24 protein-coding genes are annotated in these 24,639 nt (G+C 65.3%); 11 read left to right on the top strand and 13 right to left on the bottom strand.

Annotation, left to right across the window (positions count from 1 at the left end; all coding sequences use genetic code 11):
• Positions 1-160: 160 nt before the first annotated feature.
• The 4 genes from parC to MTR66_RS04560 form a co-directional block, all read right to left on the bottom strand.
• Positions 161-2,449 (bottom strand): DNA topoisomerase IV subunit A, encoded by a 2,289-nt coding sequence (gene parC / locus MTR66_RS04575; RefSeq protein WP_243918307.1) that lies wholly within the window; start codon positions 2,447-2,449, stop codon positions 161-163.
• A gap of 79 nt (positions 2,450-2,528) precedes the next feature.
• A complete protein-coding gene (locus MTR66_RS04570) occupies positions 2,529-2,861 on the bottom strand; it encodes a 2Fe-2S iron-sulfur cluster-binding protein (protein ID WP_243918306.1) in 333 nt (110 codons plus the stop codon).
• 1 nt (position 2,862) lies between these two features.
• A complete protein-coding gene (locus MTR66_RS04565; RefSeq protein WP_243918305.1) occupies positions 2,863-3,942 on the bottom strand; it encodes a cysteine desulfurase family protein in 1,080 nt (359 codons plus the stop codon).
• On the bottom strand, positions 3,939-4,982 hold the full coding sequence (locus MTR66_RS04560; protein WP_243918303.1) for a cysteine desulfurase family protein: 1,044 nt from the start codon (positions 4,980-4,982) through the stop codon (positions 3,939-3,941). The genes MTR66_RS04565 and MTR66_RS04560 overlap by 4 nt, the downstream gene beginning before the upstream one ends.
• 145 nt (positions 4,983-5,127) lie before the next feature.
• Between MTR66_RS04560 and MTR66_RS04555 the strand changes: the two genes are divergently transcribed.
• Entirely contained in the window at positions 5,128-5,784 is a 657-nt protein-coding gene (locus MTR66_RS04555; protein ID WP_243918301.1) for an alpha/beta hydrolase, read from the top strand.
• A 39-nt stretch (positions 5,785-5,823) separates the two neighbouring features.
• On the opposite strand, the gene MTR66_RS04550 is transcribed toward MTR66_RS04555, so the two are convergent.
• Positions 5,824-6,036, bottom strand: a complete 213-nt coding sequence (locus MTR66_RS04550; RefSeq protein WP_243918300.1) for a hypothetical protein — start codon at positions 6,034-6,036, stop codon at positions 5,824-5,826.
• A 77-nt stretch (positions 6,037-6,113) separates the two neighbouring features.
• Here MTR66_RS04550 and MTR66_RS04545 point away from each other — a divergent pair, with 77 nt between their 5' ends.
• Positions 6,114-8,009, top strand: a complete 1,896-nt coding sequence (locus tag MTR66_RS04545; protein WP_243918299.1) for a DUF885 domain-containing protein — start codon at positions 6,114-6,116, stop codon at positions 8,007-8,009.
• Here the strand turns inward: MTR66_RS04545 and MTR66_RS04540 are convergent.
• The 3 genes from MTR66_RS04540 to MTR66_RS04530 all read right to left on the bottom strand — a co-directional run bounded on the left by MTR66_RS04540 (position 8,006) and on the right by MTR66_RS04530 (position 11,065).
• The gene (locus MTR66_RS04540) at positions 8,006-8,950 is read right to left on the bottom strand and encodes an alpha/beta fold hydrolase (RefSeq protein ID WP_243918298.1); all 945 of its coding nucleotides are present in this window, start codon (positions 8,948-8,950) and stop codon (positions 8,006-8,008) included. The two genes, MTR66_RS04545 and MTR66_RS04540, sit on opposite strands and share 4 nt — an antisense overlap.
• 34 nt (positions 8,951-8,984) lie before the next feature.
• The gene (locus tag MTR66_RS04535) at positions 8,985-9,338 is read right to left on the bottom strand and encodes a hypothetical protein (protein WP_243918297.1); all 354 of its coding nucleotides are present in this window, start codon (positions 9,336-9,338) and stop codon (positions 8,985-8,987) included.
• Between the two features lie 110 nt (positions 9,339-9,448).
• On the bottom strand, positions 9,449-11,065 hold the full coding sequence (locus MTR66_RS04530) for a phosphoenolpyruvate carboxykinase (protein WP_243918296.1): 1,617 nt from the start codon (positions 11,063-11,065) through the stop codon (positions 9,449-9,451).
• Positions 11,066-11,299: 234 nt separating this feature from the next.
• On the opposite strand from MTR66_RS04530, the gene MTR66_RS04525 reads away from it, so the two are divergent.
• The 8 genes from MTR66_RS04525 to MTR66_RS04490 are packed head-to-tail and all read left to right on the top strand — an operon-like array spanning position 11,300 to position 17,111.
• A complete protein-coding gene (locus tag MTR66_RS04525) occupies positions 11,300-12,064 on the top strand; it encodes a response regulator transcription factor (RefSeq protein ID WP_243918295.1) in 765 nt (254 codons plus the stop codon).
• The gene (locus MTR66_RS04520; RefSeq protein ID WP_243918294.1) at positions 12,057-13,649 is read left to right on the top strand and encodes a sensor histidine kinase; all 1,593 of its coding nucleotides are present in this window, start codon (positions 12,057-12,059) and stop codon (positions 13,647-13,649) included. The genes MTR66_RS04525 and MTR66_RS04520 overlap by 8 nt, the downstream gene beginning before the upstream one ends.
• Positions 13,646-14,095, top strand: a complete 450-nt coding sequence (locus tag MTR66_RS04515; RefSeq protein WP_243918292.1) for an HPr kinase/phosphorylase — start codon at positions 13,646-13,648, stop codon at positions 14,093-14,095. Before MTR66_RS04520 ends, MTR66_RS04515 begins: the two co-directional genes overlap by 4 nt.
• Before the next feature lie 46 nt (positions 14,096-14,141).
• The gene (gene rapZ, locus MTR66_RS04510) at positions 14,142-15,098 is read left to right on the top strand and encodes an RNase adapter RapZ (RefSeq protein WP_243918290.1); all 957 of its coding nucleotides are present in this window, start codon (positions 14,142-14,144) and stop codon (positions 15,096-15,098) included.
• A 48-nt stretch (positions 15,099-15,146) separates the two neighbouring features.
• Positions 15,147-15,551: a PTS sugar transporter subunit IIA gene (locus MTR66_RS04505; RefSeq protein ID WP_243918288.1), complete on the top strand. Its 405-nt coding sequence runs from the start codon at positions 15,147-15,149 to the stop codon at positions 15,549-15,551.
• Complete coding sequence (locus MTR66_RS04500; protein ID WP_243918286.1) at positions 15,548-15,826, top strand: HPr family phosphocarrier protein; 279 nt, start codon at positions 15,548-15,550, stop codon at positions 15,824-15,826. The genes MTR66_RS04505 and MTR66_RS04500 overlap by 4 nt, the downstream gene beginning before the upstream one ends.
• A gap of 5 nt (positions 15,827-15,831) precedes the next feature.
• Positions 15,832-16,641 carry a TrmH family RNA methyltransferase gene (locus tag MTR66_RS04495; RefSeq protein ID WP_243918285.1) on the top strand — a complete coding sequence of 270 codons (810 nt, stop codon included), beginning with the start codon at positions 15,832-15,834 and terminating at the stop codon, positions 16,639-16,641.
• Positions 16,642-16,691: 50 nt separating this feature from the next.
• Positions 16,692-17,111, top strand: a complete 420-nt coding sequence (locus MTR66_RS04490) for an META domain-containing protein (protein WP_243918283.1) — start codon at positions 16,692-16,694, stop codon at positions 17,109-17,111.
• Positions 17,112-17,132: 21 nt separating this feature from the next.
• On the opposite strand, the gene MTR66_RS04485 is transcribed toward MTR66_RS04490, so the two are convergent.
• Together MTR66_RS04485 and def are read right to left on the bottom strand one after the other, a co-directional pair.
• A complete protein-coding gene (locus MTR66_RS04485; RefSeq protein WP_243918281.1) occupies positions 17,133-18,719 on the bottom strand; it encodes a DNA recombination protein RmuC in 1,587 nt (528 codons plus the stop codon).
• Between the two features lie 60 nt (positions 18,720-18,779).
• Complete coding sequence (gene def / locus MTR66_RS04480; protein WP_243918279.1) at positions 18,780-19,352, bottom strand: peptide deformylase; 573 nt, start codon at positions 19,350-19,352, stop codon at positions 18,780-18,782.
• A 223-nt stretch (positions 19,353-19,575) separates the two neighbouring features.
• Between def and MTR66_RS04475 the strand changes: the two genes are divergently transcribed.
• Positions 19,576-21,102, top strand: coding sequence for an ArnT family glycosyltransferase (locus tag MTR66_RS04475; RefSeq protein ID WP_243918277.1), 1,527 nt, complete (start codon positions 19,576-19,578; stop codon positions 21,100-21,102).
• 3 nt (positions 21,103-21,105) lie between these two features.
• On the opposite strand, the gene MTR66_RS04470 is transcribed toward MTR66_RS04475, so the two are convergent.
• From MTR66_RS04470 to MTR66_RS04460, 3 genes are all read right to left on the bottom strand, one after another.
• Positions 21,106-21,285, bottom strand: a complete 180-nt coding sequence (locus tag MTR66_RS04470; protein ID WP_243918275.1) for a hypothetical protein — start codon at positions 21,283-21,285, stop codon at positions 21,106-21,108.
• The gene (gene topA, locus MTR66_RS04465; RefSeq protein ID WP_243918274.1) at positions 21,282-23,882 is read right to left on the bottom strand and encodes a type I DNA topoisomerase; all 2,601 of its coding nucleotides are present in this window, start codon (positions 23,880-23,882) and stop codon (positions 21,282-21,284) included. Before topA ends, MTR66_RS04470 begins: the two co-directional genes overlap by 4 nt.
• Before the next feature lie 97 nt (positions 23,883-23,979).
• Positions 23,980-24,633, bottom strand: a complete 654-nt coding sequence (locus MTR66_RS04460; RefSeq protein WP_243918273.1) for a hypothetical protein — start codon at positions 24,631-24,633, stop codon at positions 23,980-23,982.
• Between the last annotated feature and the right edge of the window lie 6 nt (positions 24,634-24,639).

The raw sequence follows: 24,639 nt of genomic DNA, 5'->3' as shown, positions 1-24,639 counted from the left end.
AGTTATGATGCAAACTTCCTTTCCGCCATACCAAGCGGAGTTGGAAGCGGGGCGGGGAGAGTGGTTTGCGTCCGAGAGCTCAATCACCCCCACCCAACTTCGGCTAGGCGTCTGCGACGCCAAGCCTGCGTATCCCTCCCCCATCAAGGGGGAGGAAGGTTCAGAACTTGTTGTCGCGGGGAAAACCGTTCGGCGGGAGACGGCCGGCCGCGCCGCGGGCAACTTTCCACATGACCATGTCCTTTTCGGTCCGGGTGCGGCCGGTGTCGCCGCCCATGGTCCAGGACAGGCCCTCTTCCAGCTTGAGCGTGGTCACGTCCGACATGCCGCCATCGCGATAACGCTGCAGAGTGACGCCCTGCCCCTTGGCCATGACCGGCAGTTCCTCAAGGCTGAAGATCACCAGCTTGCGGTTCTCGCCCACCACGGCGACGTGATCGTGCTCGGGCGGGATTTCGCGCACGACCATCAGCTTCACGCCCGGCTTGGTGGACATCACGGCCTTGCCCTTGCGCGTTTCGGCCATGATCTCGTCAGTTTCCACCGCAAAGCCCCGGCCCGCGCTGGAGGCCAGCAGCAGCTGCGTCTTCGGCTTGTGCGGCATGGCGGCTATGATATGCGCCTCGGCATCGATATCGACCATGGTGCGGATCGGTTCGCCGAAACCGCGCGCGCCGGGCAGCTTGTCCGCCCCCAGCGTGTAGAACCGGCCATTGTCCACCGCGATCAGGATCTTGTCGGTGGTCTGCGCGTGGAACGCGAAAGCCGGACCGTCGCCTTCCTTGAACTTGAAATCGCCGTCCAGCGCCACATGCCCCCTCGCCGCGCGGATCCAGCCGCGCTGGGAGAGGATCACTGTCACCGGCTCCTTCTCGATCATCGCATCCATCGAGAATTCGACCGTGGGCTGCGCCTGCGCGATCGTGGTGCGGCGGCGGCCGAGTTCGGTAGTCTCCGCATAGTCCTTGCGCAGCGCCGTCAGATCGCGCTTGAGGCGGGTGCGCTGGCGGGCCGGACTGTCGAGCAGCTTCTGCAAGTCGTCCTGCTCTTTCAGCAAGTCCTCGCGCTCCTGCCGCAGCTCCATCTCCTCCAGCTTGCGCAGCGAGCGCAGCCGCATGTTGAGGATGGCTTCGGCCTGCCGGTCGGTAAGGTTGAACTCGGCCATCATCACCGGCTTGGGCTCGTCCTCGGTGCGGATGATCTCGATAATCCGGTCGAGGTTGAGGTAGGCAATGATATAGCCTTCGACCAGTTCCAGCCGCGAGGCGATCTTGTCCAGCCGGTGGCGGGTGCGGCGCAGCAGGATATCGATCTGGCTGAACACCCATTCCTGCAGCAGCAGCTTCAGCCCCAGCACGCCCGGCGTGCGGTGCGCGTCCAGCACATTGAGGTTGAGGCTGAAACGGCTTTCCAGATCGGTCAGCCGGTAAAGGCTTTCCTTCAGGAGTTCCGGATCGACATTACGGCTCTTGGGCACGAGCACGATGCGGATCTGCTCGTCGCTCTCGTCGCGCACGTCCTCAAGGATCGGCAGTTTCTTATCGGCAATGAGCTGGGCGATCTGCTCGATCAGCTTGCCCTTGGCGAGCATGTAAGGGATTTCGGAGACGACAAGCTGCCACTGGCCGCTGCCGAGCTTTTCGATCCCCGTCTCTTCCCAGTGGCCTGCCGCGTCTTTCCCGGTGGAGAAACGCCCGCGCATCCGGAAAGCGCCCTTGCCGGTCTCGTAAGCATGGCTGATCGCCTCGGGGCTGTCGACCACGAGGCCGCCGGTGGCGAAGTCCGGCCCCTTGAACACCTCCATAAGCTGGGCGTGCTCGGCATGGGGATTGTCGATCAGCAGCAGCGTGGCATCGATGATCTCGGCCACGTTGTGGCTGGGGATCGAGGTGGCCATGCCCACCGCAATGCCGGTGGCGCCGTTCGCCAGCAGGTTCGGAAACAGGCCGGGGAAGATTTCCGGCTCCTGCTCTTCGCCGTTGTAGGTGGGAATGAAATCGACCGTGCCTTCGTCCAGCCCGGCCATGAGCTGGATCGCCGTCTTGGTCAGGCGCGCTTCGGTGTAGCGGTAGGCGGCGGCGTTATCGCCATCGATATTGCCGAAGTTGCCCTGCCCCTGCACCAGCGGATAGCGCAGCGAAAAGTCCTGCGCGAGGCGCACCATCGCGTCATAGACCGAGGCATCGCCATGCGGGTGGTACTTACCGATCACGTCGCCGACGACGCGGGCGCTCTTCTTGTAGGCGCTCGCCGGATCGAGCTTCAACTGGCGCATCGCCCACAGCAGGCGGCGATGCACCGGCTTCAGGCCATCTCTCAGGTCCGGCAGCGAACGCGCTGTAATCGTGGACAGAGCATAGACGAGATAGCGCTCCGACAGGGCGGCGTCGAAAGGCGCATCTACGATAGCGTCGAAAGGATCGGATTCGTCGTCGGTCGTGCTCACCATGGCCGGACAGTCCTAGCAATGGGAACGCCGTGGCGGAAAGCCCCGCATTCAGGTTTTCCGCTGTTGTCTTGCGTGCGTGTCAGCCGATCTGCATATCGTGCGAGACGCCGGGGATACGCACCTCTAGCCCGTCGAGCGCTTCGGTGAGTTCGATCTGGCACGAAAGGCGGCTGGTGCGGGCAACGCCCGCGGCGAGATCGAGCATGTCCTCTTCTTCCATCGAGGCGGGCGGCAGCTTGTCGAACCAGTCGGGCGAGACGATCACATGGCAGGTGGAGCAGGCCATCTGCCCTTCGCAAGTGCCCTCCAGCGGCATCCCTGCGCTCTGACCCACTTCAAGCAGACGGCTGCCCGGTTCGGCCTCGGCCGTGACCTTGTTCCCCTCTGCCGTTACAAATAGCACGTTCAGCAATTCAGACTCCCTGCGCCGCCGCGGCGGCATCTATTTCAGCGCAGGCATCCTCTATGTCCCCGGGGACACTATATCGCCCGAATCCCAGACGGATAGAGGCTTTGGCCTCCCTATCCGAAAGTCCCAGCGCGCGCAGCACGTGACTGGGCCGCCCCGATCCGCTGGCGCAAGCCGATCCTGCCGAAAAGGCAAGGCCGCGCAAATCGGACATCAGCCGCGCGACATCGAGCCCCGGCAGGCGCAGATTGAGATTGCCGTGCCAGCGCTGCGTGGCCGAGCCATTGAGCGTCCAGCGCGAAAGGATCGCCCGGGCGCGCTGCCACAAGTCCTCCACCAGCGCGGAATCCGCCTCCATACGGGTCTTCGCCAGCGCCGCCGCCGCGCCGAACCCGGCGCAGAGCGCGGGGCTGAGCGTGCCCGAGCGCAGCCCCTGCTCCTGCCCCCCGCCGTGGATCAGCGGTTTGATCTCCAACCCGTCCCGCAGCCACAGCGCGCCGATGCCCTTGGGGCCGTAGAGCTTGTGCGAGGATACCGCGATCATGTCGGCATTGCCGGGCGGGGCCAGTTTGCCTGCGCCCTGAACCGCATCGCACAGAAACAGCGCGCCTGCCGCATGGGCACGCTCGGCCCATTCCCCGACCGGCTGGACCGTGCCGATTTCATTATTCACCTGCATCACGGCGACGAGGCCCGTGCCCTGCGTGATGGCCGTGTCCGGACGAACCAGCCCTTCGGCATCAGCCGGGATCACCTGGACCGTCGGATCGAGCACGCGCGCCGTATCCAGCACAGCGGCATGTTCGATGGCCGAGACCGCAAAGCGGCGTGCACCGCTTCCGGCCATGGCGAGATTGATCGCCTCGGTCGCGCCCGAAGTGAAGATCACCCGCCCGCCCGGCGGCAGCAACGCGGCCACCTGCTCGCGCGCCACTTCCACGGCGGCGGCGGCGGCACGGCCGGGGCGGTGCGCACTGTGCGGATTGGCGAAGCCCATACTCTCCGGCCCGCTCAGCCAGGGCATCATCGCCTCGCGTGCTTCGGGGGCGAGCGGCGTGGTGGCCTGATAGTCGAGATAGATCATGCTTTCACTCCCGCACCCGCCAATTGCCGCCAGGCCTCCATGAAGCGGCCTATCGCAGCCTCGGTGGTCTCCCGGCCGATGGACACACGGATCACTTCGGCGGGATGCGGATAGGCCATTGCCTGCAAGACATGGCTGGTCTTGAGCGAGCCGGAGGAGCAGGCGCTGCCCGCCGATACGGCAATGCCCATGGCATCGAAGCGGATGAGCTGCACATTGGCGGGTTTTCCCGGCATGCGGTAGCTGCCGATCACCGGCAGACGCCCGGCTTCAACGGCGACCACTTCCCCGCCTGCCACCGTGATCGCCCGTTCGAGCACCGCGCGCAGACGGGCGGCTTCAGCCAGCCACGCCGCACCGGCCTCCAGCGCGGCGGCCATGGCGAGCACGCCGGGCAGGTTTTCAGTGCCGGGCCGGTAGCCGCGCTCCTGCCCGCCAGTGGGATGGAGCAGCGCCCAGTCGCGCACCAGCAGAGCGCCAACGCCGATCGGCCCGCCGAACTTGTGCGCAGACAAGGCGATCAGGTCCGCATCCGGCAAGGCGCACTTGCCCGCCCCTTGCGCGCAATCGGCGAGCAGCACGCCCCCTGCGGCGCGCACCGCTTCGGCAATCGCTGCCAGATCCTGCACCACGCCGGTCTCGCTATTGACCTGCTGCACCGCCACGAGGCCTGCCAGTCCGGCGCTTTCCGGGGCCACGCGGCCGCAGGCGTCGACGTCCAGACGCACGGCATCGCCTGCAAGCCGCAGCACGGAATCGTGCTCCACGCTGGACACCGCACGCAGCGGCGCTTTCGAACGGCCGATCGCCAGCGCCAGCGCCTCGCTTGCGCCCGAAGTGAAGATCACTTCCCCCTCCCAGCCGAGCGCCGCTTTCACCCGTGCCCGCGCCTCTTCCAGCGCCGCGCGGGCAGCGCGGCCGGGGGCGTGCGGGCTGGAGGGATTGGCCCAGATATCGGTGCCTTGCAGCCACGCCTCGCGCGCTTGCGGCAGCAGCGGCGTCGTCGCCGCATGGTCGAGATAGATCCGTTCAGAAGACATCGCGCGCCCGTGTAGCTTGTAAAGTTGTGTTCAACACAAAGATTTCTATATAGCGTCCCTTCCCTTTTCCACTCCCGCACCGCGTCAGGCGAGCCACCGCGCTGGCGCAGCGCGGGAGTTTCAACAGGTCAGGCCAGAAAAACACATGCCCGCAGTCATTTTCCCCGGTCCCGAAGGCCGCCTCGAAGGCCGGTTCCAGCCCGCTCCGCGTCCGCGCGCACCGGTTGCGATGATTCTTCACCCGCACCCGCAGGCCGGCGGGACGATGAACGACCGCATCACCCAGCACCTCTACAAGACTTTCGTCAACCGCGGGTTCGCTACGCTGCGCTTCAACTTTCGCGGCGTCGGCCGCAGCCAGGGCAGTTTCGACAACGGCATCGGCGAACTCTCGGACGCAGCGGCCGCGCTCGACTGGGTGCAGTCGATCCACCCCGAAGCGCAGACCACGTGGATTGCGGGCGTATCCTTCGGCGCGCTGATCGGCATGCAGCTCTTGATGCGCCGCCCAGAAATCCGCGGCTTCATCTCGATCGCGCCGCCGGCCAACATGTATGACTTCAGCTTCCTGGCGCCCTGCCCCGCCTCGGGCATCATCATTCAGGGCACCGCCGATACGGTGGTGACGCCAAGCGCCGTGCAGAAACTGGTCGACAAGCTGCGCACGCAAAAGCACATCACCATCCATCACGACGAGATCCCGCGCGCCAATCACTTCTTCGAGCACGAGACCGAAGAACTGATGCGCTCGGTCGACAACTATCTCGACATGCGCCTCGCGCCCGATTGCCCGATCAAGTAAGGCGCAGCCTTATCGCGGAAAACAGGCAGGCGCCGGGGCTCACTCCGGCGCCTGTTCCTTTTGGACTTCGCCCGAAAGCGATTTTCCGCCCGGCGTGGGCACGGTCAGGATCGCGATGTTGGCGGCCATCACCGCCGCCAGCACCAGCATCAGCACCGCCTGCTTGCGATAGCCTTCCCGCCGGAACAGCGCCGCGCCCCCCAGCACGAGAGCCACCGTGGTCAGCACGAGCAGGGAAAGCGTAATATCCATGATCGCGCTGGTAGCGCAGACCGGCAAGCCGCGCGAGCCGGTTTGACACACTCCTTGTCTGCGGCCATCAATCGCCCATGCAAAACGCCCCCCGAAACAACACCTTCGCTCCGCGCCGCCAGTCCCGGCGCGACACTCTGCGCCAGTTGGCCACCGGCGCCGCCGGAATCGCCCTGGGCGGGGGACTGGCCCGTCCGCTCGCCGCGAACGCCGCCAGTCCGGCCGCCAGCGCCGATACAAGCGCCGATGCCAGCGGCGCGGCCATGCTCGATGCCATCGCCTGGCGCCTGCTGGAGCGCCAGCCCACCCGCGCCACCGGCCTCGGCGTCGATACCGGTGCCCATGCCGCCCTGCGCCACCGGCTGGACGACATTTCGCAAGCGGGCATCGATGCGCTCGCCGCTTCGCTGCGGGAGGATCTCGCCCGGGTGAAGGCCATCGATACGTCCTCATTCGACTATTCCACCCGCACCAGCTTCGCGGTGGTAAAGAGCGCTTACGCCACGGCGCTGGACGGCCTTGCCCAGCCCTACGGCGACGTGGCGGTCGGCGGCTGGCGCAATGCGCCTTACGTGGTGATCCAGAACGTCGGCGCCTATCTCGACACGCCGCGCTTCCTCGAAGCCGATCACCCGGTGCGCGGCAAGGACGATGCGGAAGGCTACATCGCCCGCCTCGGCCAGATGAGCGCCCAGCTTGACGGCGAACTCGGCCGCATGCGCAGCGCGGCCGGCCAGGGCCTGGTGCCGCCGGACTTCCTGATCGACCGCACGATCGCGCAGATGACCAGCACGATTGCCGAAGCCCGCCAGGGCGGCGGCGGCATGGTCCAGTCGCTGGTCAAACGCACGGCGGACATTCCCGGCGACTGGGAAAAGCAGGCCGGGCAGATCGTCTCCGGGCAGATCGTTCCCGCACTCGAACGCCAGCTTACCGAGCTGCAGCGCCAGCGCGGCCTTGCCACCGGCGATCCGGGCATGCGCGAGCGCCCGCACGGCAGCGAATATTACGCCTGGGCCCTGCGCGCCAGCACCACCACCCCGGTGCCTGCCGAAGAGATCCACCAGCTCGGGCTGGAACAGCTCGCCGAACTGCACGGCCGCATGGACCCGATCCTCAAGAGCCTGGGCTATACGCAAGGGTCGGTCGGCGCGCGGATGACGGCGCTGGGCAGCGACAAGCGCTTCATGTTCCCGGCGGGCGATCCCGGCCGCAAGGAGATCATGGCCTTCATCCAGAAGCGCATCGCCTGGATCCGCGCGCAGATGCCGCGCGCGTTCCGCCATCTGGTGCCCGGCAATGTCGAAGTGCGCCGCATTCCCATTGCCGAAGAACCCGGCGCGCCCACCGCTTATGGCGGCGCCGGATCGAAGGACGGGACGATCCCCGGCAAGATGTGGATCAACTTGCGCACCACGGACCTGCACCGCAAGTACGACTTGCCCACGCTCGTCCATCACGAGGCGATCCCCGGCCATGTCTGGCAGGGCGAATATGCCAACCGCCTGCCGCTGCTGCGCTCGATCCTGGCGTTCAATGCCTATTCGGAAGGCTGGGCGCTCTACGGCGAGCAACTGGCCGACGAGCTGGGCGCTTACGACGACGATCCGGTGGGCCGCCTCGGCTACCTGCAGTCGATCGCCTTCCGCGCCTGCCGCATGGTGGTGGATACCGGCCTCCACGCCAAGGGCTGGAGCCGCGAACAGGCGGTGCAGTTCTTCATGCAGAAGAACGGCAACAAGCGCGAGGAAGTGGCGAGCGAAGTGGACCGCTACTGCTCATGGCCGGGTCAGGCCTGCGGCTACAAGATGGGCCACAACCAGATCAACCGCCAGCGCGCGCGGGCGATTGCCGAACTGGGCTCCGCCTACGACTTGCGCGATTTCGATCAGGCCGTGGTGGACGGCGGGAACGTCCCGCTGGACGTGCTGACGGACAATATCACCGCCTATATCGAAGCGACGAAAGCCTAACCGCTCCTGACAAGCAGGTCGTCGAGCACGGACAAGACGGCCTGCAATACCGCTTGGGCATCTTCCAGTTGCGGCAGGTGCCCAAGTCCGGGCAGTTCCACGAAATGGCGCGGACGGACCCGCTCGGCCAGAGCCTTGCCCCGCTCCAGCGGGATCCACGGATCTTCCCGTCCCCATAGGATGGCCGCCGGACAGCGCACGTCTGCGAACCGGTCCTCGATCTCGGCGGTATAGCGTTCGTCGGCCTGCGCGAACTGGCTGTAGAAGCTCGCCCGCCCCGCTTCGCTCAGCCATGGCGAGACGAGTGCTTCCACATCCTGCGGGTCCAGCGGCGTGACCAGCGCGCCGCCGATATAGGCCCGCACGACCGCTTCGTGGATATGCGGGGGCAGGCCGGTGAACGCCTCCACATGCCGCCCGACATGATCGAAGAAAGCCGAGCCCCACGGGCGCATGGCCACCACGTTCATCAGCACATAGGCCGCGTAGTCCCGGCCCGCGAGCAAGTGCGCGCGCAGCGTTACCGCGCCTCCGAAATCGTGCGCCAGAACGGCCGGTCTCTCCAGCCCCCAATGGTCGAGCATTTCCGCGAAGACATCGCCCTGCACGTCCAGCGACGTGCGCTGACCGGGCCGCATCCCGGACTGCCCGTAACCGGGCATGTCATACCAATACACACGATACCGCCGCGACAGCGCCGGGATAAGGCGGGACCAGGCATACGAAGACCACGGCCAGCCATGGGCCAGCACCAGGGGAGGCCCCTCACCAGCCTGGCCCGCAGCCACTTCGCCCGCGCTTGTCCCGATCCGCTCGGGAAGCCGCCATTGCGTCATGCCGTTCTTCAATCGCTTGTTCGTACCGGACAGCGGAAGCTGACGCCAAGCGGCATCGCACTCCCGCACCAGTGATGGCGGCACCATTGCACTGGGCCACACCATGCGCGCGCCCGTGCTGGGGCGCGCGCCAGATATCCTATTTCTTGCCGAAGAAACCCTTCGCCATGTCGGTCAGATCGTCGATGGCGCTGCCGTCACCGTCCCGGTCGAAGAACGCCGAAATCTGCGAAGGGTCCTTGGCGATCTGGTTGGCGAATTCGGACAGCGAATGCTCTCCGCCGATGGCCGCGATGATCTTCTGGATCATGGCAAGATCGAGCCCGGTCTTCTGCGCGGCCAGCTCAGCCGTATCGCCCGGTTCCTGATGGGCCACACCCAGCGCCGCGATCGCCTTTTCCGCCATGCCCGGATCGATGCCGAGCTGGCTGGCAAGATTGCCAACGTCGGCATGTTCGCTGACCTGGCTGAGGATGCCGTCGAAAAGTCCCATGACCGGTTCTCCTTGTTGTTGAGCAGCAACCATGCACCCGTTTCGTGACAAAACAAAGGGCCCCGGAACCGAAGTTCCGGAGCCCCCTGATGGTCTGCAAGATCAGGCGATCAGGCCGAGACCGCCGCCTTGGGCGCAGCCTGGCGCACGCCTTCGTCTACATGCGCTTCGAACTGTTCGAAGTTCTCGATGAAGGCATTGACCAGCGTCATCGCAGTCTTGTCGTACTCGGCCGGATCGGCCCAGGCACCGCGCGGATCGAGGAGCTTGGTATCGACGCCGGGCACCGCCACCGGAACCTCGAAACCGAAGTTCGGATCTTCCTTGAACTCGGCTTCGTTGAGGCTGCCGTCGAGCGCGGCGTTGAGCAGCGCGCGGGTGGCCTTGATCGGCATGCGCTTGATGCCTTCCATCGTCGCCTTGCCGCCCGACCAGCCGGTGTTGACCAGCCAGCACTTCACGCCGCCCTTGGCAATGCGCTCCTTGAGCAGGTTGCCGTAAACGGTGGGATGGCGCGGCATGAACGGTGCGCCGAAGCAGGTGGAGAAGGTCGCTTCCGGTTCGGTCACGCCGATCTCGGTGCCCGCAACGCGCGCGGTGTAGCCCGAGAGGAAGTGATACATCGCCTGATCCGGGGTGAGCCGCGCGATCGGCGGGAGAACGCCGTAAGCATCCGCCGTCAGGAAGATGATGTTGTGCGGCACAGGCCCGAGATTGTGCTTCGAGCAGTTCGGGATGAAGTCGATCGGGTACGAACCGCGGCTGTTCTCGGCCAGCGAATTGTCATCAAGATCGATCTGGCGGGTTTCCGGATCGATCACGACGTTTTCGAGGATCGTGCCGAAACGGCGGGTGGTCGCGTAGATTTCCGGCTCGGCCTCTTCCGAAAGACGGATGACCTTGGCGTAGCAACCGCCTTCGAAATTGAACACGGCGGTGTCCGACCAGCCATGCTCGTCATCCCCGATCAGCGTGCGCGAGGCATCGGCCGAAAGCGTGGTCTTACCGGTGCCCGACAGGCCGAAGAACACGGCGGTATCGCCATCGGGGCCGATGTTGGCCGAACAGTGCATCGGCATCACGCCCTTGGGCGGCAGCAAGTAATTGAGAATGCCGAAGACGGACTTCTTCATTTCGCCAGCATAAGCGGTGCCGCCGATCAGAATCAGCTTTTCGGTGAGATTGACCGCGACGATCGTCTCGCTGCGGCAGCCATGGCGCAGCGGATCGGCGCGGAAGCTGGGAAGATCGATAATGGTGTATTCGGGTTCGAAACCGGCAAGCTCGTCCTCTTCCGGGCGCACCAGCAGCGTGCGCACGAACAGGTTGTGCCACGCGAGTTCGTTGATCACGCGAACCTTCACGCGATGCTCGGGCTGCGAACCGCCGAACAGGTCAGCGACGTAGAGCTTGTCCCGCTTGGCCACTTCGGCGAGGAAATCTTCCTTCAGCGCGGCGAAGTGCTCCGGCGTCATCGCGACGTTGGTCTTGCCCCACCACACCGTATCTTCGGTTTCGGCGTCTTTGACGATGAACTTGTCCTTGGCCGAACGCCCGGTGTGTTTACCGGTGGCGACAACGAAGGGACCGTCAGCCGAGAGCATACCCTCGCCGTTGGCGACAGCCTGCTCAACCAGCGGCGCGGTGCCGAGGTTCGCAAAGATCTGCGCCTTTGTGTTTATACCTTGTTTTTCGAGCGGGTAGCTAAGGGAAGCGGTCAATGTCATCTCCTCCAAAAGATCGCACGCCAAAGGCCGCCTTGGCGGGCATATCTGTAATTCTTATGCAAGAATCGGCTGGCGCATAATCGACGCGCTCTTTTCCGTCAAATTAGCATCAATTTAAACCTTACACCCCACGAATATGAAACAATACGCCAAAATTCCCACCCGATTGTCAGCCGCTGCGCCAAGCGCTAGGCACGGTTTTTTTGGTTCGCGAAGGGAAAAGCCGCTAACGCCATGGCCGATGCCCAAACGCCCCCCGCCGCCGAGGCGAACGCCAACGCCCCCCCGCGCCAGCAGACCATCGCGCTGGTGGATGACGACCGCAACATCCTCACCACGGTATCCATCAGCCTGCAGGCCGAAGGGTTCGCCACGCGCGTCTACACCGATGGCGAAACGGCACTAAAGGCGCTGCTCGAAAACCCGCCCGATCTGGCCATCTGCGACATCAAGATGCCCCGCATGGACGGGCTGCACCTGCTCAAGGCCCTGAGGGAAAAATCCAGCCTTCCCCTGATCTTCCTCACCTCCAAGGACGAGGAACCCGACGAGGCGCTGGGCCTTGCCATGGGCGCGGACGATTACATCACCAAGCCTTTCAGCCAGAGGCTGCTGGTCGCGCGCATCCGGGCCATCCTGCGCCGCAGCGACCTGGCCCGTACCCCTCCCGAAGACACCGGCCACGCCGACTTGCCCGAGCCGGTAGTGCGCGGCCGCCTGCGGCTCGACCCGGCGCGCCATCAGGTGACGTGGGACGGCAAGCCGGTATCGCTCACCGTCACCGAATTCCTCATTCTGGAGGCGATGGCGCTGCGCCCGGGTGTGGTGAAAAGCCGCAACCAGCTGATGGACGCGGCCTACAGCGAAGACGTCTATGTCGATGACCGCACCATCGACAGCCATATCAAGCGCTTGCGCCGCAAATTCCGCGCCGTCGATCCGGAATTCGGCGCGATCGATACGCTTTATGGCGCCGGTTACGCCTTCGCCGATGGCTAGACCGCCAGCCCCCGCCGCGACGGGCACGTTGTTTTCCGGCCTCGCGGCGAAGCTGGGCCTGCCCTGGCGCGTCTCGCTGACGGCGCGCATCCTTGCCGTCAACATCATCGCCCTGGCGCTGCTGGCAGGCAGCCTGTTCTACATCGACAGCTACCGCCGCGAACTGCTGGCCGAACGCTACCGCCTGGCCAAGTCGGAGGCGGACATTACCGCCGCCGCGCTGGAACACGAAAACGGGCAGCGCCGGCTGGAACTGATCGCCCGCATCGGATCGGAACAGGACCTGCGGCTGCGCCTGTTTGCGCCGGATGGCAAGCTCATCGCCGATAGTTTCAAGCTGGGCCCGCCCGCCTACCGGCTGATCGATCCAGCCACCGAACCCTGGTATCAGGACGCGGCACGCATGCTGGACCGGGGCATGGACTTCCTGCTCGGCGCGCCCAAAATCCCGGATTACCATGACCCGGCGGACGCCAACGCCAAGGCCTGGCCGGAAATCGCGGCGGCGCTGGCCCGCAGGCAGACAGATGTCAGCCACAAGGCTGCGCCAGACCAAACGCCAGTGATCATCGCCGCCACGCCCGTCGGCATCGATGGCGCCGCGCTGCTGGTCACGCGCAATGCCCGTGACATTACCGAAAACGTGCGCATGGCCCGCCAGACGCTGGCCATCATCGTCGGCGGCGCGCTCGGCGTTTCGATCCTGCTCTCGCTGTTTCTCGCCCGCACCATCGTCGAGCCGCTGCGCAAGCTGGTGCGCGCCACAGTGCGCGTGCGGCTGGGCCGGGACCGCAGCGTCATCGTCCCCCGCCTGCCCGACCGGCGCGACGAGATCGGCCTGCTCGCCCGCGCCGTCTCGGACATGAGCGGCGCCTTGCGCCACCGCATCGATGCGGTGGAAAGCTTTGCCGCCGATGTCGCGCACGAACTCAAGAACCCGCTCACCTCGCTGCGCAGCGCGCTGGAGAGCCTGGACCGGGTGGAGGAACCCGCCCTGCGCCGCCAGCTCATCGGCATCGCCAAGGACGACGTGCGGCGTGTCGATTTCCTCGTCACCGAAATCGCCGACGCCAGCCGGATCGATGCCCAGCTCAGCCGCACGACTTTCGAGCCGGTCGACATGCTGCGGCTGGTGCAGGCACTTGTCAGCGAGCGCGGCCAGCGCGGCGTGAACGGCACATGCCCGGTGTCCATCGCGCATGAGGGCTATGGCGATCTGGTGGTGGCCGGTGACGCCGCCCGGCTGGAACGCGTGCTCCAGAACCTGCTCGACAACGCCGTCTCGTTCTCACCCGAAGGCGGGGCCATCGAAATCGCCCTTACCCGCAGCGGTGACCGGGTGATCACGACCGTATCCGATCATGGCCCCGGCATCCCGGAAGCCTCGCGCGAGCGGATATTCGAACGCTTCCATTCGCTGCGCCCATCGGACGAGGAATTCGGCAAACATTCCGGGCTGGGCCTCGCCATTGCCCGCACCATCGTCGAAGCGCATTACGGCAAGCTGTCTGCAACCGTGCGGCTAGACGGCACGCCGGGCGCCCGCTTCGTCCTGTCGCTGCCTGCCTGGCAGGACGGCGAATGACGGCCGCCCCCCCTGCCGCACCCCCTGCCCTTGTGCGCCAGGCGGGCTGCGTCGCCATCGGCGGCCGCGGCCTGCTGATCGAAGGCGAACCGGGAACCGGCAAATCCATGCTTGCCCTGGCACTGATCGACCGGGGGGCAGAACTGATCGGCGACGACGGCGTGCTGATCGGCGCCGAGGGCGGGCGCCTGATCGCCCGGCCGCATCCGCGCACGCGCGGGTTGATGGAAGTGCGCAATCTGGGCCTGTTGCCCTTTGCCTGCCGCAGCGAAGTGCCCGTGGCGCTGGTGATCGCTCTCGATCCCGCCGCACCGCGCTATATCGAGGAGCCCGGCGGCATCGAACTGGCGGGCGTGCCGGTGCCACTGGTGCGCATCTGGCCGCAGGACGCCCCACCGGCGGTCAAGGCGGAACTGGCCTTGCACCACTATGGCTTGCAATTCTGAAATCGCCCCCTTTTCTTTCAACGCCGCCCGGCGCAAACAGGCGCGCATGGATGACGATTCAGCCGGCATCGCAGACAGTACCGGGAACAGCCGGGACAAGCAGCGTGTGCTGCTGGTCACCGGCATGCTGGGCGCGGGCAAAACCACTGCGCTGCGCGTGCTGGAGGACCTGGGCTGGGAAATCGTCGACAACTTCCCGATCCGCCTGCTCGACGGGCTGATCGAAAGCGCACCCGAAACCGGCGCGGAAACTCGCACGCCGCTGGCTATCGGTTTCGATTCGCGCACCCGCGGCTTCAATCCGGAACGGATCATCGCCCAGGTCAAGGCGCTGGAAGGGCGCGAGGATATCGAACTCAACACGCTGTTCCTCGATTGCTCCAGCGCGGAACTGGAACGCCGCTACAACGAGACCCGCCGCCGCCACGCACTCGCCTCCGACGCACCGGTATCCACCGGCGTGCGGGCCGAGCGCGAGATCATGGCCCCGCTGCGGCGCTGGGCGGAAATGCTGATCGACACCAGCGGCTACACCTCCAACGATCTGCAGCGCGCGGTCCGCGAACGATTCGCATCGATGGCGAACGAGGAAATGACCGTCACGGTCTCCAGCTTCGGCTTCTCGCGCGGGATGCCGCCAGTGGCCGATCTGGTCTTCGACATGCGCTTTCTCGACAATCCGCACTGGGATCCGGACTTGCGCCCGCAGACCGGACAAGATGCTGCCGTGGGTAACTACATTCGCAAGGATCCGGCCTTCGAAGAGGCCTTTACCCGGATCCGCGACCTGTTGCTGCTGCTGCTTCCGCGCTACCAGGCGCAGGGCAAAGCCTATGTCCACATCGCTTTCGGCTGTACCGGAGGAAGACACCGCTCGGTTTTTACTGCGGAGCAGATTTCGGCAGCCTTGCGTCAGGCAGGATTTTCGCCCACATTGCTGCACCGCAACCTGGGCTCGCGAGCAGCCGATCTTCTGGAAGGGGGTCCGCGGCGTGAAAAATGAAACCAAATCCCAGGTGCGTTTGCAGGAAATTCGGAGCGCACTCCCAGCATGATCGGTATGATCCTGGTAACCCACGGCAATCTGGCCGAGGAATTTGTCCACGCCATGGAACACGTCGTCGGCGATCAGGCCGATGTCGAGACCGTGTGCATCGGCCCGAACGACGACATGGAACGCCGCCGCAGCGAAATCGCCGAGGCCATCACCAAGGTGGACAGCGGCTCTGGCGTCATCATCCTGACCGACCTGTTCGGCGGCACCCCTTCGAACCTCGCGATCTCGCTGATGCAGGCAGGCAAGGTGGAAGTGATCGCGGGCATCAACCTGCCCATGCTGATCCGCCTCGCCAAAGCGCGCGAGTGCATGCCAGTGCGCGAAGCAGCCAATGCCGCGCGCGATGCCGGGCGCAATTACATAACGATAGCAAGCGAATACCTGGGGCAGGATGCATGATCGATTGCCGTGAAGCGGTGCTGATCGTCAACAAGCGCGGTCTGCACGCGCGGGCGAGCGCCAAGTTCGTGAACCATGTGGCCGAATTGCCTGCGGGCGTGTCCGTAACGGTGTCCAAGGATGGCACTTGCGCGGCCGGAAACTCCATCCTCGGCCTGATGATGCTCGGCGCGGCCAAGGGCGACACGGTCGAGATCGCCTGCAGCGGCGATGGCGCCGATGTAGCCCTCGCCGCGCTGGCGGCGCTCGTCCGGGGCGGTTTCGGCGAAGAGTGACCTCCTTGGCAGACCGCCGCACCATAACCGGCTTTTCCAATCCGCTGGTCAAGTTCCTGCGCTCGCTGCGGGAGAAGAAGCACCGCAAGCGCGAGAAACGCTTCCTGGCCGAGGGACTGCGGCTGCTCACCGATGCCCGCGAATGCGGAAAAGTGCCCGAAATCCTCGTGATGGCGACGGGCCGCGAGCCGCACCCGCTGCTCGATGCGCTGGAAGCGGCGGTGGACCGGGTGGGCGGCGAAGTGGTCGAAATGGACGTGGACATCCTCGCCAAAGTCACCGGCAAGGACAACCCGCAGGCCGTGGCCGGTGTCTTCGCGGAATTCGATACGCGCCTGTCCTCGATCGACCGCACCGCATCGCCCATCTGGCTGGTGGCGCAGGCCCTGCGCGATCCGGGCAATCTGGGCACCATGCTGCGCACCGGCGATGCCGTGGGCGCGGGCGGGCTGATCCTGCTCGACGATTGCGCCGATCCCTTTTCGGTGGAAGCCGTGCGCGCCAGCATGGGCGCGGTCTTCACGCAGCGGATCGCCACGGCCCGCTGGGAGGAATTTCTGCCCTGGCTGCGCTCTGGTGCGGGACAGCTCGTCGCCGCCTCGCTGCGCGATCCCACCGACTACCGTGCGGCACCTTACGCCGCGCCGTGTTTTCTGATGGTGGGCAACGAATCGCAGGGCCTTCCCGCTGCCTACGAAGAAGCCTGCGACCTTCGGGTCACGATGCCGATGCTGGGCCGCGCGGACAGCCTGAACGCAGCGGTTGCCGGGGCCGTTCTGGCCTACGAAGCGCTGGCGCATCTGCATAAACGATGACGGGGTTATTCACCCAACTCTAATACATCGCATGGCATTATCGGGAGGTCATGAAACGACTCGCCGCCCTCCTGATCCTGCCGGTCCTGGCCACCGGATGTTCCGACAGCGGCAATCATTCGCATCTGGCGCAAACGAGTTGGCGTTTCGAGCTGATCGACGGCCAGAATCCGCAGTCTCCAGATGCCGGAATGACGTTCCATAACGGCAAGATCGGCGTGCAGGTGGGCTGCAACCGGCTGGGCGGCCCCTGGCGGGTTGATCAGGACCGGCTCGTTGCCGGTCCGCTGAACCAGACCGAGAGTGACTGCACCGAATCCGCCTGGAAACAGGAGCGCGCGGTGGGCGCCCTGCTGGTCGCCACACCGCGCCTCAACGTCGAGGGCGACCGCATGACCCTGCATTCCAGCGGCCATACCGCAGAACTCATCCGGGTGGAAAACAGCAAATCCCACGGCAAGGGCGGATAAGGCGGCGGACGAGGCTCGCGTCTATTCGGCTGCTTCGGCCTCCGCCGCTCCATCCTCGCTCTCTGGCCCGGGCAACGCGTCTGCCCCGTAACGCGGCGTGGACTCGACCGCGGGAACATCCTCGATCTCGCGCTTGCCGATCTCGATGTGCTTGTCCTTCAGGCGGCGGCCGGAGCTGAGGACATTGCGCTCGAAGCTGCCGACGAACTTGTTGTAATTGTTCACCGCCGATTCCAGCCCCGCGCCCACGCGCTTCATGTGTTCTGCAGCCACCGCAAGGCGATCGTAAAGTTCGCCGCCCATCCGGCCAATCTCGCGCGCTTCGCGGGCCAGCCCGTCCTGACGCCAGACCTGGGCCACGGTGCGGGCAATGGCAACGAGGTTGGTCGGCGTCGCCAGCAGCACGCGGTTGCGGAAGGCGAAGTCCCACAGCTCGGGGTCCTGCTCCAGCGCGGCGGCCACGAAGTGCTCGCCCGGCACGAACATCACCACATAGTCGGGCGCATCCTCAAACTGGCTCTGGTAGCTCTTGGCGCCGAGCGTCTGCACATGGTTGCGCATCGAGGCGACATGCTGGCGCAGCGCCGCTTCGCGCGTCGCCTCATCCTGCGCCTCGAACGCTTCCTGATAGGCATTGAGCGAGACTTTGGCGTCGATCACCAGCTTCTTCTGGCCGGGAATGTTCACCACGGCATCGGGACGCAGGCGGCCGTCCTCGGTATCGATCGAATGCTCGGTGACGAAATCGGTATGTTCGGAGAGCCCGCACTGTTCCAGCACATTGCGAAGCTGCTGCTCGCCCCAGCGCCCGCGCGCCTTGGGGGCATTGCGCAGCGAATTGCCGAGCCGCGCGGCTTCCTCGCGCACTTTCTCCTGCCCCTCGCGCATAGACTGGATCAGGCCGGTGAGCTGGCCGAACGAATCGACCCGCTTGGCCTCCAGCGCGCTGACCTGCTCCTCGTAACTCTTGAGCCGCTCGCCCACCGGCTGAAGCAGGCGCGTGATGCGCTCGGCATTCGCCTTCTCGCTTTCCTCGAACCGCGCGCCCGCGCGGCGCAGGAAAGCCTCCTGCGCGCCTTCGAGCACTTTGGCCCCGGCATTCTCGAACTCCTTGCGCAGCGCCTCCTGCGCCTGGATCAGCAGCCGCTTCTGCTCCTCGAAATTCGCGGATTTCTCGCGCAGCGTGGCCAGCTCGGAAGCCAGTTCGCGCTGCTCTCGCCGCAGGGTATCGACAAGCTGGGCATGCTCGCTGCGCGTGCGCTCCAGCACTTGCGTCAATTCGCTCCGCAGCGTTTCGGTGGCCTGCGCCGAGGCCACCCGCAGCCGGTCCAGCTCTGCCGCATGCTCCCGCCGTGCCTCGTCCAGAGAGGCCGCCAGCGCATCGGCGCGGCTGGCGCGTTCGCGCGCTGCTTCCAGATCGGCGAACGTCCGCAGGTACCTGGCATCAAGCTCGCGCAACTCGCTATCGCGCGTATCCGCCTGTTCGCGTGCTTCCCGCTCGCGCGTTTCGGCCTGCTGGCGCCACTGCGCCGCCGGGCGCGATCCGAAGAACCAGCCCAGAACCAGACCGATAACAAGCGCGAGAATAGCGGATACAGCGATTTCCATCCCGGCACCTTAACCGGAACGTTTCAGGAACACCAGCCTCTTGTGGAGTTTATCCCCGGCTCAGGCAGCCGCCTTGCGCAGCTTGTCCAGCTTCTTGAGCGCCATCTGGCGCTTCAGGCGCGAGAGGTGATCGATGAACAGGATGCCTTCGAGGTGATCCATCTCGTGCTGGAGACAGGTGGCCAGCAGGCCCTCTATCTCCTCTTCGAACTGGTTGCCCTCAACATCGTGCCAGCGCGCGCGGATGCGGGCGGGGCGTTCAACGTCGGCATAGATCTCGGGCACCGAAAGGCAGCCTTCCTGATAGACCGAAAGGTCTTCGGAAGGATCGAGAATCTCGGGATTGATGAAAACCCGCGGTTCCTTCAGCGTGGGCTGGTGCGTGTGGTGATGCCCGCCGTGCGCAGTGCAAACCTCCGGCTCGGCATCCGGATCTTCCGGCTGGAGATCGATCACCAGCACGCGCAGCGGCACGCCCACCTGAATGGCGGCAAGGCCGATGCCCGGCGCTTCGTACATCGTCTCGAACATGTCTTCGACGAGCGTCTTCAATTCTGCGTCGAACACTTCGACGGGCGCGGAGATCTGCTTCAGGCGCGGATCGGGAACTTCAAGGATTTCGCGGATAGCCATAGCGTCCAGATAAGCATCGGCCCGCGCCCGCGCAAGCGCATCTCGCACCAAACCGCGGCGTTTTGCATCCGAAGCGATAGCAGGACTGTGGAATTCAAGACCTTGCGGCGTCCTTGCCGTGACGAATGCCGATTCACTGTAACAATCAAGCCATACAGCAAACTTGCAACATCACTTCCGGGCGGGAAGCGTTGCATGGGACACTTGGGGAACTGACAATTCGATGATTGCTGCGACAGGGCGACTGATCGCCCGGATTCCGCGCCGTTCGGCGTGGCGAGGCGGCGTGGTGCGGTTACACCGCCAGCCGTCGCTATACCTGCCGGCGGGCTATTTCGCGCTGGCCCTGCTGGTGCGGCTGGTCATGATCGGCAAGCCCGCGTTCCAGAGCGACGAGCAGTTCTATCTGCTGGCCGGCCAGCGTATGGCCGAGGGCGCCCTGCCCTATGTCGATCTGTGGGACCGCAAACCCTACGGCCTGTTCCTGATCTACCGCAGCGTGTTCCTGCTGCCGTCCGATCCCGTGCTGACATATCAGGTGCTCGGCATCGTCTTTTCGGTGGCGACTGCGCTGGTGATTGCCCGCATGGCCCGAATGATCGCGCCCGAGCGCGGCGCGCAGTTCGCAGGGCTCGCCTATCTGCTGTATCAGCCGGTGTTCAACGTTGCGCTTGGCCAGTCGCCGGTGTTCTACAACCTGCCGGTGGCGCTCGCCGCGCTGATCGTCGTGCGGGCGAGCTTGCGGCCGCGGGATGCAGGCCTTGTGCGGGCGGGTTGCGCGGCCATGGCGCTGATCGGTCTCGCGCTCCAGATCAAGTACACGGCGGTATTCGAAGGCGTGGGACTTGGCCTGATGCTGCTGGCCCGCGCCCGCCGGGACGGCTGGAAACCGGCACGGCTGGCAGGCATCGGCGCGCTGTGGATTGCCGTAGCGCTGGCCCCGACCGCCGCCGTGCTGGCGGGCTATGCCCTCGCTGGCCACGGCGAGGCTTTCGTACAGGCCAATTTCCTCTCGATCTTCGGCCGGCGCACCGACTGGGCCGACGCGCTGGCGCAATTGGCCAAGGAAACGCTGGCGATGACGCCCTTTGCGCTGGCCGTCCTGCTCGCCCCCCGGCGGCTCGATCTGAAGAGCGGCACGGCCCCGGCAGCCTTGCCGCCGCTGCGGATCTGGGCGCTGTTCGCGGTGGCCGGATTTCTGGCCGTGCCGCCGTGGTTCGATCACTATCTGGGTCCGGTGCTGGTGCCGCTCTCGATCCTCGCCGCGCCAGTGCTGGCATGGACCGGCCCCAAGGGGCACTGGTACGGGCGTCTGTTGCTCGGCTTCGGCACGCTCGGCGCTGTGGCGGCTCCGGCCTTTCAGGTCCATGAGCGCGGAACGGCGGCGGAATTCCGGCAGGCCACCGCACTGATCGCCCGCGAACTGCACGGCCGCTGCCTCTACGTCTACGAAGGCGACAGCGCGCTTTACCGCACTACCCATGCCTGCATCCCCACCCGCTTCGCCTATCCCTCCCATCTCGACGCGATGAAGGAAGGCCGGGCGCTCGGCGTCGATCCGGTCGCGGAAGTGCGCCGCCTCATGGCCTCAAGGCCCGGCGTGGTGGTTATGGCCCGGCACGGCACATCGAACCTGCCCAACCTCCAGACCCGCGCCCTGATGCGCCGCATTCTGGCGCGGGACTACCGGCGCTACCGCGAAATTACACTCGGCACGCGAAAGTTCGAACTCTACCGGCTGCGGAACTGATCCTCAGCGCGCCTTGGCGATCGTGAAGCCGTGCTGGCGCGCGGCATCCTTGGTCGATTCCTCGGTGCGGTTCAAAGCCTTGGCGATTTCCTTCAGCCCCTTGCCCTTTCCGGCAAGGGTCTGGAGTTTCTGCAATTCCTGCGGCTTCCAGGGCTGCTTGTGTTTGGCGGCAGCGTTGCTCATTCGCCTGCCTCCCACGGCACGTCATCGCCCTGATCGGGCGAGGCCTTGGCGGCCGCTTTCTTGGGCGCTGCTTTCTTGGCCGGTGCCTTTTTGGCAGCCGTTTTCTTGGCCGGAGCCTTCTTCTTCGGCGCGGCCTTCTTCTTGCCCTTGGCCGGGCCCTTGGCGACCTTGGCATCGATCAGGGCAATGGCCTGCTCGGCAGTGAGGTCTTCGGGCTTCTGGTCGCGCGGGAGCGTGGCGTTGGTAGTGCCGTCGGTCACGTAAGGGCCATAGCGCCCGGCCATGACTTTCATCTCGCCTTCGCTGGTCGGGTGGTTGCCCAGCACCTTGATCGGCTCGGCTTTGGCCCGCCCGCCGCCGCGATTGGCGGCATCGGCCAGCAGCGAGACCGCCGCGTTCATGCCGGTATCGAAGACTTCGGCGGTCGAACGCAGCTTCGCATACTTGCCGTCATGCGCGAGATAAGGGCCATAGCGCCCGATGCTGGCGGTGATGTCCTTGCCGCTTTCGGGGTGCGGGCCCACCGTGCGCGGCAGGCTCAGCAGCTTGAGCGCCCAGTCCAGCGTCAGTTCGTCGATATCCTTGGGGATCGAGGCGCGCTTGGCCTCCTTGCCCTCGCCAAGCTGGATGTAAGGGCCGAAACGGCCGACGCGGCGGGTGATCTCAAGGCCCGTCTCCGGATCCTTGCCCAGTTCCTGATCGTCCGCCTGCTCGCCATTGCTGCCCGGCTGCGCGAACTTGCGGGTGAACTTGCACTCCGGATAGTTCGAGCAGGCGACGAACGCGCCGTAGCGCCCGCCGCGCAACGCCAGCCTGCCATCGCCGCACTTGGGGCACTGGCGCGGATCGCTGCCATCGTCCTTGGGCGGGAACAGGAAGTCGGAGAGGAACTCGTCCAGCACCTCGGTCACTTCCGAGGGCTTCTTCTCCATCACCTCGTCGGACTTGGGCTTGAAATCGCGCCAGAAGCTTTCGAGCAGCTCCTTCCATTCCTGCCGCCCGCCGGAGACGTCATCCAGCTCGTCTTCCATGCCCGCGGTGAAATCGTAAGCGACGTAGCGTTCGAAGAAACGCTCCAGAAAGGCTGTGAGGAGACGCCCCGATTCCTCTGCGAAGAAACGGTTTTTCTCGGTCCGCACGTAGCTGCGGTCCTTCAGCACCTGGATCGTCGCCGCATAAGTGGACGGGCGGCCGATGCCCAGTTCCTCCAGCCGCTTGACGAGGCTGGCTTCGGAGAAGCGCGGCGGCGGCTGGGTGAAGTGCTGCTCGGCCGTCACGTCCTTCTTGGCGGGCATGTCGCCCGATTTCATGAACGGCAGCAGGCCGCCATCCTCGTCGTCGGACTTGTTGTCCTGCCCTTCCTCGTAGACCGCGAGGAAGCCGGGGAACTTCACCACCTGCCCGGTCGCGCGCAGCTCGTGGCGCCCGGTGCCGTCGCGCAGCGTGACGGTGGTGCGTTCCAGCGCGGCCGAGGCCATCTGGCTCGCCATCGCGCGCTTGAAGATCAGGTCGTAGAGCTTCGCCTCGTCGCCCGAACCATAACGGTCCTTGGTGAAATCGGTGGGGCGGATGGCTTCGTGGGCTTCCTGCGCGTTCTTGGCCTTGGTTTCGTAGTGGCGCGGCTTTTCGGGCAGGTAATGCCCCGAATAGCGATCCGAAATCGCGGCGCGGCAGGACGAGATCGCGCCCGGGTCCATCTGCACGCCGTCGGTACGCATGTAGGTAATCGCGCCCGCCTCGTAGAGGTGCTGCGCCACGCGCATCGTCTGGCTGGCGGAGAAGCCGAGCTTGCGCGCAGCCTCCTGCTGCAGCGTCGAGGTGGTGAACGGCGGCTGCGGGTTGCGGCGGTGCGGCTTGGTCTCGACCTGCTCGACGCGGAAGGCGCCCTGCTCCACGGCCGCCTTGGCGCGCATGGCAATGCCTTCCTCGCCCAGGCTCAGCCGGTCGAGCTTCTGCCCGTCGAACGTCACCAGCTTGGCGGTGAAGTCAGTGCCGTCATGCGCCATCTTCGCGGCGACGGACCAGTATTCCTGCGGCTTGAACGCCTCGATCTCGCGCTCGCGGTCGACGATCAGGCGCAGCGCCACGGACTGCACGCGGCCCGCCGACTTGGCGCCCGGCAGCTTGCGCCAGAGCACCGGCGAAAGCGTGAAGCCGAACAGATAATCGAGCGCACGGCGGGCGAGGTAGGCGTCGATCAGATCCTGATCGAGCTCGCGCGGCGCCTGCATCGCCTTGGTCACGGTGTCCTTGGTGATGGCGTTGAAAGTCACGCGCTGCACGTCCTTGGGCAGCGCCCGGCGCTTCTTGAGCAGTTCGAGCACGTGCCACGAAATCGCCTCGCCTTCGCGATCAGGGTCAGTCGCGAGGATCAGGCGGTCGGCCTCCTTGGCGTAATCGGTGATCGCGCGGACCTGCTTCTGCTTGTCCCCGTACAGCTCCCAGTCCATCTCGAAACCCTCGTCCGGGCGGACGGAGCCGTCCTTGGGCGGCAGGTCGCGGACATGGCCGTAGGAGGCGAGAACCTTGTAGTCCTTGCCCAGGTACTTCTCGATGGTCTTGGCCTTGGCGGGCGATTCTACGATGACAAGCTGCATTTGGTGTTCCGAAGTATTCCCTTACGCGTGCACGTGCACGCGCATACATACACGTGCAGGGTGGAAAGCAATCGTGACAGACGTCAAGAGGCTTCGATCAAACGAAGACATCCTGCAGTTCTCCACGATTGCCGATCACATGCGCATAGATCGTCACGTTCAGATAGGCTCCGGCAACGGCAAAGAAATCACCGGCAATCTGCGTAAACGCGACGAGCCCGAAAGAATTTGCCGTTCCTCCTGCTGCACCGACGGCCACACCGGTGCCGAAGATGCCCCCCAGCATAACCACAATGGAGATCAGGTACACGATCGTCAGCGTCCAGGCACAATTCCGGGTCGCATCCCAACTGGCACCCAGTGCATCCGAGGCGCGAAGTCCGCGCCCAACAACCAATGACGGCGCCACCGACCATCGCGCCAGAAGGTAGAGCCCCGGCACGATCAGCAGAACGAACCCCACGATCACGCCCAGCCCGGAAAGCAGCTGGGCCACAAAGTAGGATCCAAAACCGCCTTCATCCTCCACCATGCCTTCGCGGCGCAGCAGATGGCGCAGCACCGCGAAAACGACACCGATCGAGACAATGTTTCCCAGAAACTGGGCCTTTTCGCCAAGCCCTATCACCAACGCGGTATCCAGCGCAGCCAGGCTGAAAGTGGCCAGCAACAGCACCTGTACATAGCGCCGCATCAGCGCAAAGAGCGCCTCGAACAGCGGGCCGACTTCAACCTTCGATGCCATTTCCATATCTTA

Origin of the sequence: Novosphingobium beihaiense (assembly GCF_022832375.1) — a bacterium.
GTDB classification, from domain to species: domain Bacteria; phylum Pseudomonadota; class Alphaproteobacteria; order Sphingomonadales; family Sphingomonadaceae; genus Novosphingobium; species Novosphingobium beihaiensis.
Note: the sequence above shows the minus strand (reverse complement) of the source record. Positions and strands in the feature narration are given on the sequence as shown.

Bases quoted from the DNA above. Each gene is read 5' to 3' on its own strand.
- MTR66_RS04520 (WP_243918294.1), top strand. From the start codon at position 12,057: ATGGCTAGACCGCCAGCCCCCGCCGCGACGGGCACGTTGTTTTCCGGC.
- MTR66_RS04490 (WP_243918283.1), top strand. From the start codon at position 16,692: ATGAAACGACTCGCCGCCCTCCTGATCCTGCCGGTCCTGGCCACCGGA.
- def (WP_243918279.1), bottom strand. From the start codon at position 19,352: ATGGCTATCCGCGAAATCCTTGAAGTTCCCGATCCGCGCCTGAAGCAG.
- MTR66_RS04550 (WP_243918300.1), bottom strand. From the start codon at position 6,036: ATGGATATTACGCTTTCCCTGCTCGTGCTGACCACGGTGGCTCTCGTG.
- MTR66_RS04470 (WP_243918275.1), bottom strand. From the start codon at position 21,285: ATGAGCAACGCTGCCGCCAAACACAAGCAGCCCTGGAAGCCGCAGGAA.
- topA (WP_243918274.1), bottom strand. From the start codon at position 23,882: ATGCAGCTTGTCATCGTAGAATCGCCCGCCAAGGCCAAGACCATCGAG.
- MTR66_RS04565 (WP_243918305.1), bottom strand. From the start codon at position 3,942: ATGATCTATCTCGACTATCAGGCCACCACGCCGCTCGCCCCCGAAGCA.
- MTR66_RS04500 (WP_243918286.1), top strand. From the start codon at position 15,548: ATGATCGATTGCCGTGAAGCGGTGCTGATCGTCAACAAGCGCGGTCTG.
- MTR66_RS04545 (WP_243918299.1), top strand. From the start codon at position 6,114: ATGCAAAACGCCCCCCGAAACAACACCTTCGCTCCGCGCCGCCAGTCC.
- MTR66_RS04485 (WP_243918281.1), bottom strand. From the start codon at position 18,719: ATGGAAATCGCTGTATCCGCTATTCTCGCGCTTGTTATCGGTCTGGTT.
- MTR66_RS04460 (WP_243918273.1), bottom strand. From the start codon at position 24,633: ATGGAAATGGCATCGAAGGTTGAAGTCGGCCCGCTGTTCGAGGCGCTC.
- MTR66_RS04555 (WP_243918301.1), top strand. From the start codon at position 5,128: ATGCCCGCAGTCATTTTCCCCGGTCCCGAAGGCCGCCTCGAAGGCCGG.
- MTR66_RS04535 (WP_243918297.1), bottom strand. From the start codon at position 9,338: ATGGGACTTTTCGACGGCATCCTCAGCCAGGTCAGCGAACATGCCGAC.
- MTR66_RS04540 (WP_243918298.1), bottom strand. From the start codon at position 8,950: ATGGTGTGGCCCAGTGCAATGGTGCCGCCATCACTGGTGCGGGAGTGC.
- MTR66_RS04560 (WP_243918303.1), bottom strand. From the start codon at position 4,982: ATGTCTTCTGAACGGATCTATCTCGACCATGCGGCGACGACGCCGCTG.
- MTR66_RS04505 (WP_243918288.1), top strand. From the start codon at position 15,147: ATGATCGGTATGATCCTGGTAACCCACGGCAATCTGGCCGAGGAATTT.
- MTR66_RS04530 (WP_243918296.1), bottom strand. From the start codon at position 11,065: ATGACATTGACCGCTTCCCTTAGCTACCCGCTCGAAAAACAAGGTATA.
- MTR66_RS04475 (WP_243918277.1), top strand. From the start codon at position 19,576: ATGATTGCTGCGACAGGGCGACTGATCGCCCGGATTCCGCGCCGTTCG.
- MTR66_RS04515 (WP_243918292.1), top strand. From the start codon at position 13,646: ATGACGGCCGCCCCCCCTGCCGCACCCCCTGCCCTTGTGCGCCAGGCG.
- MTR66_RS04525 (WP_243918295.1), top strand. From the start codon at position 11,300: ATGGCCGATGCCCAAACGCCCCCCGCCGCCGAGGCGAACGCCAACGCC.
- rapZ (WP_243918290.1), top strand. From the start codon at position 14,142: ATGGATGACGATTCAGCCGGCATCGCAGACAGTACCGGGAACAGCCGG.
- parC (WP_243918307.1), bottom strand. From the start codon at position 2,449: ATGGTGAGCACGACCGACGACGAATCCGATCCTTTCGACGCTATCGTA.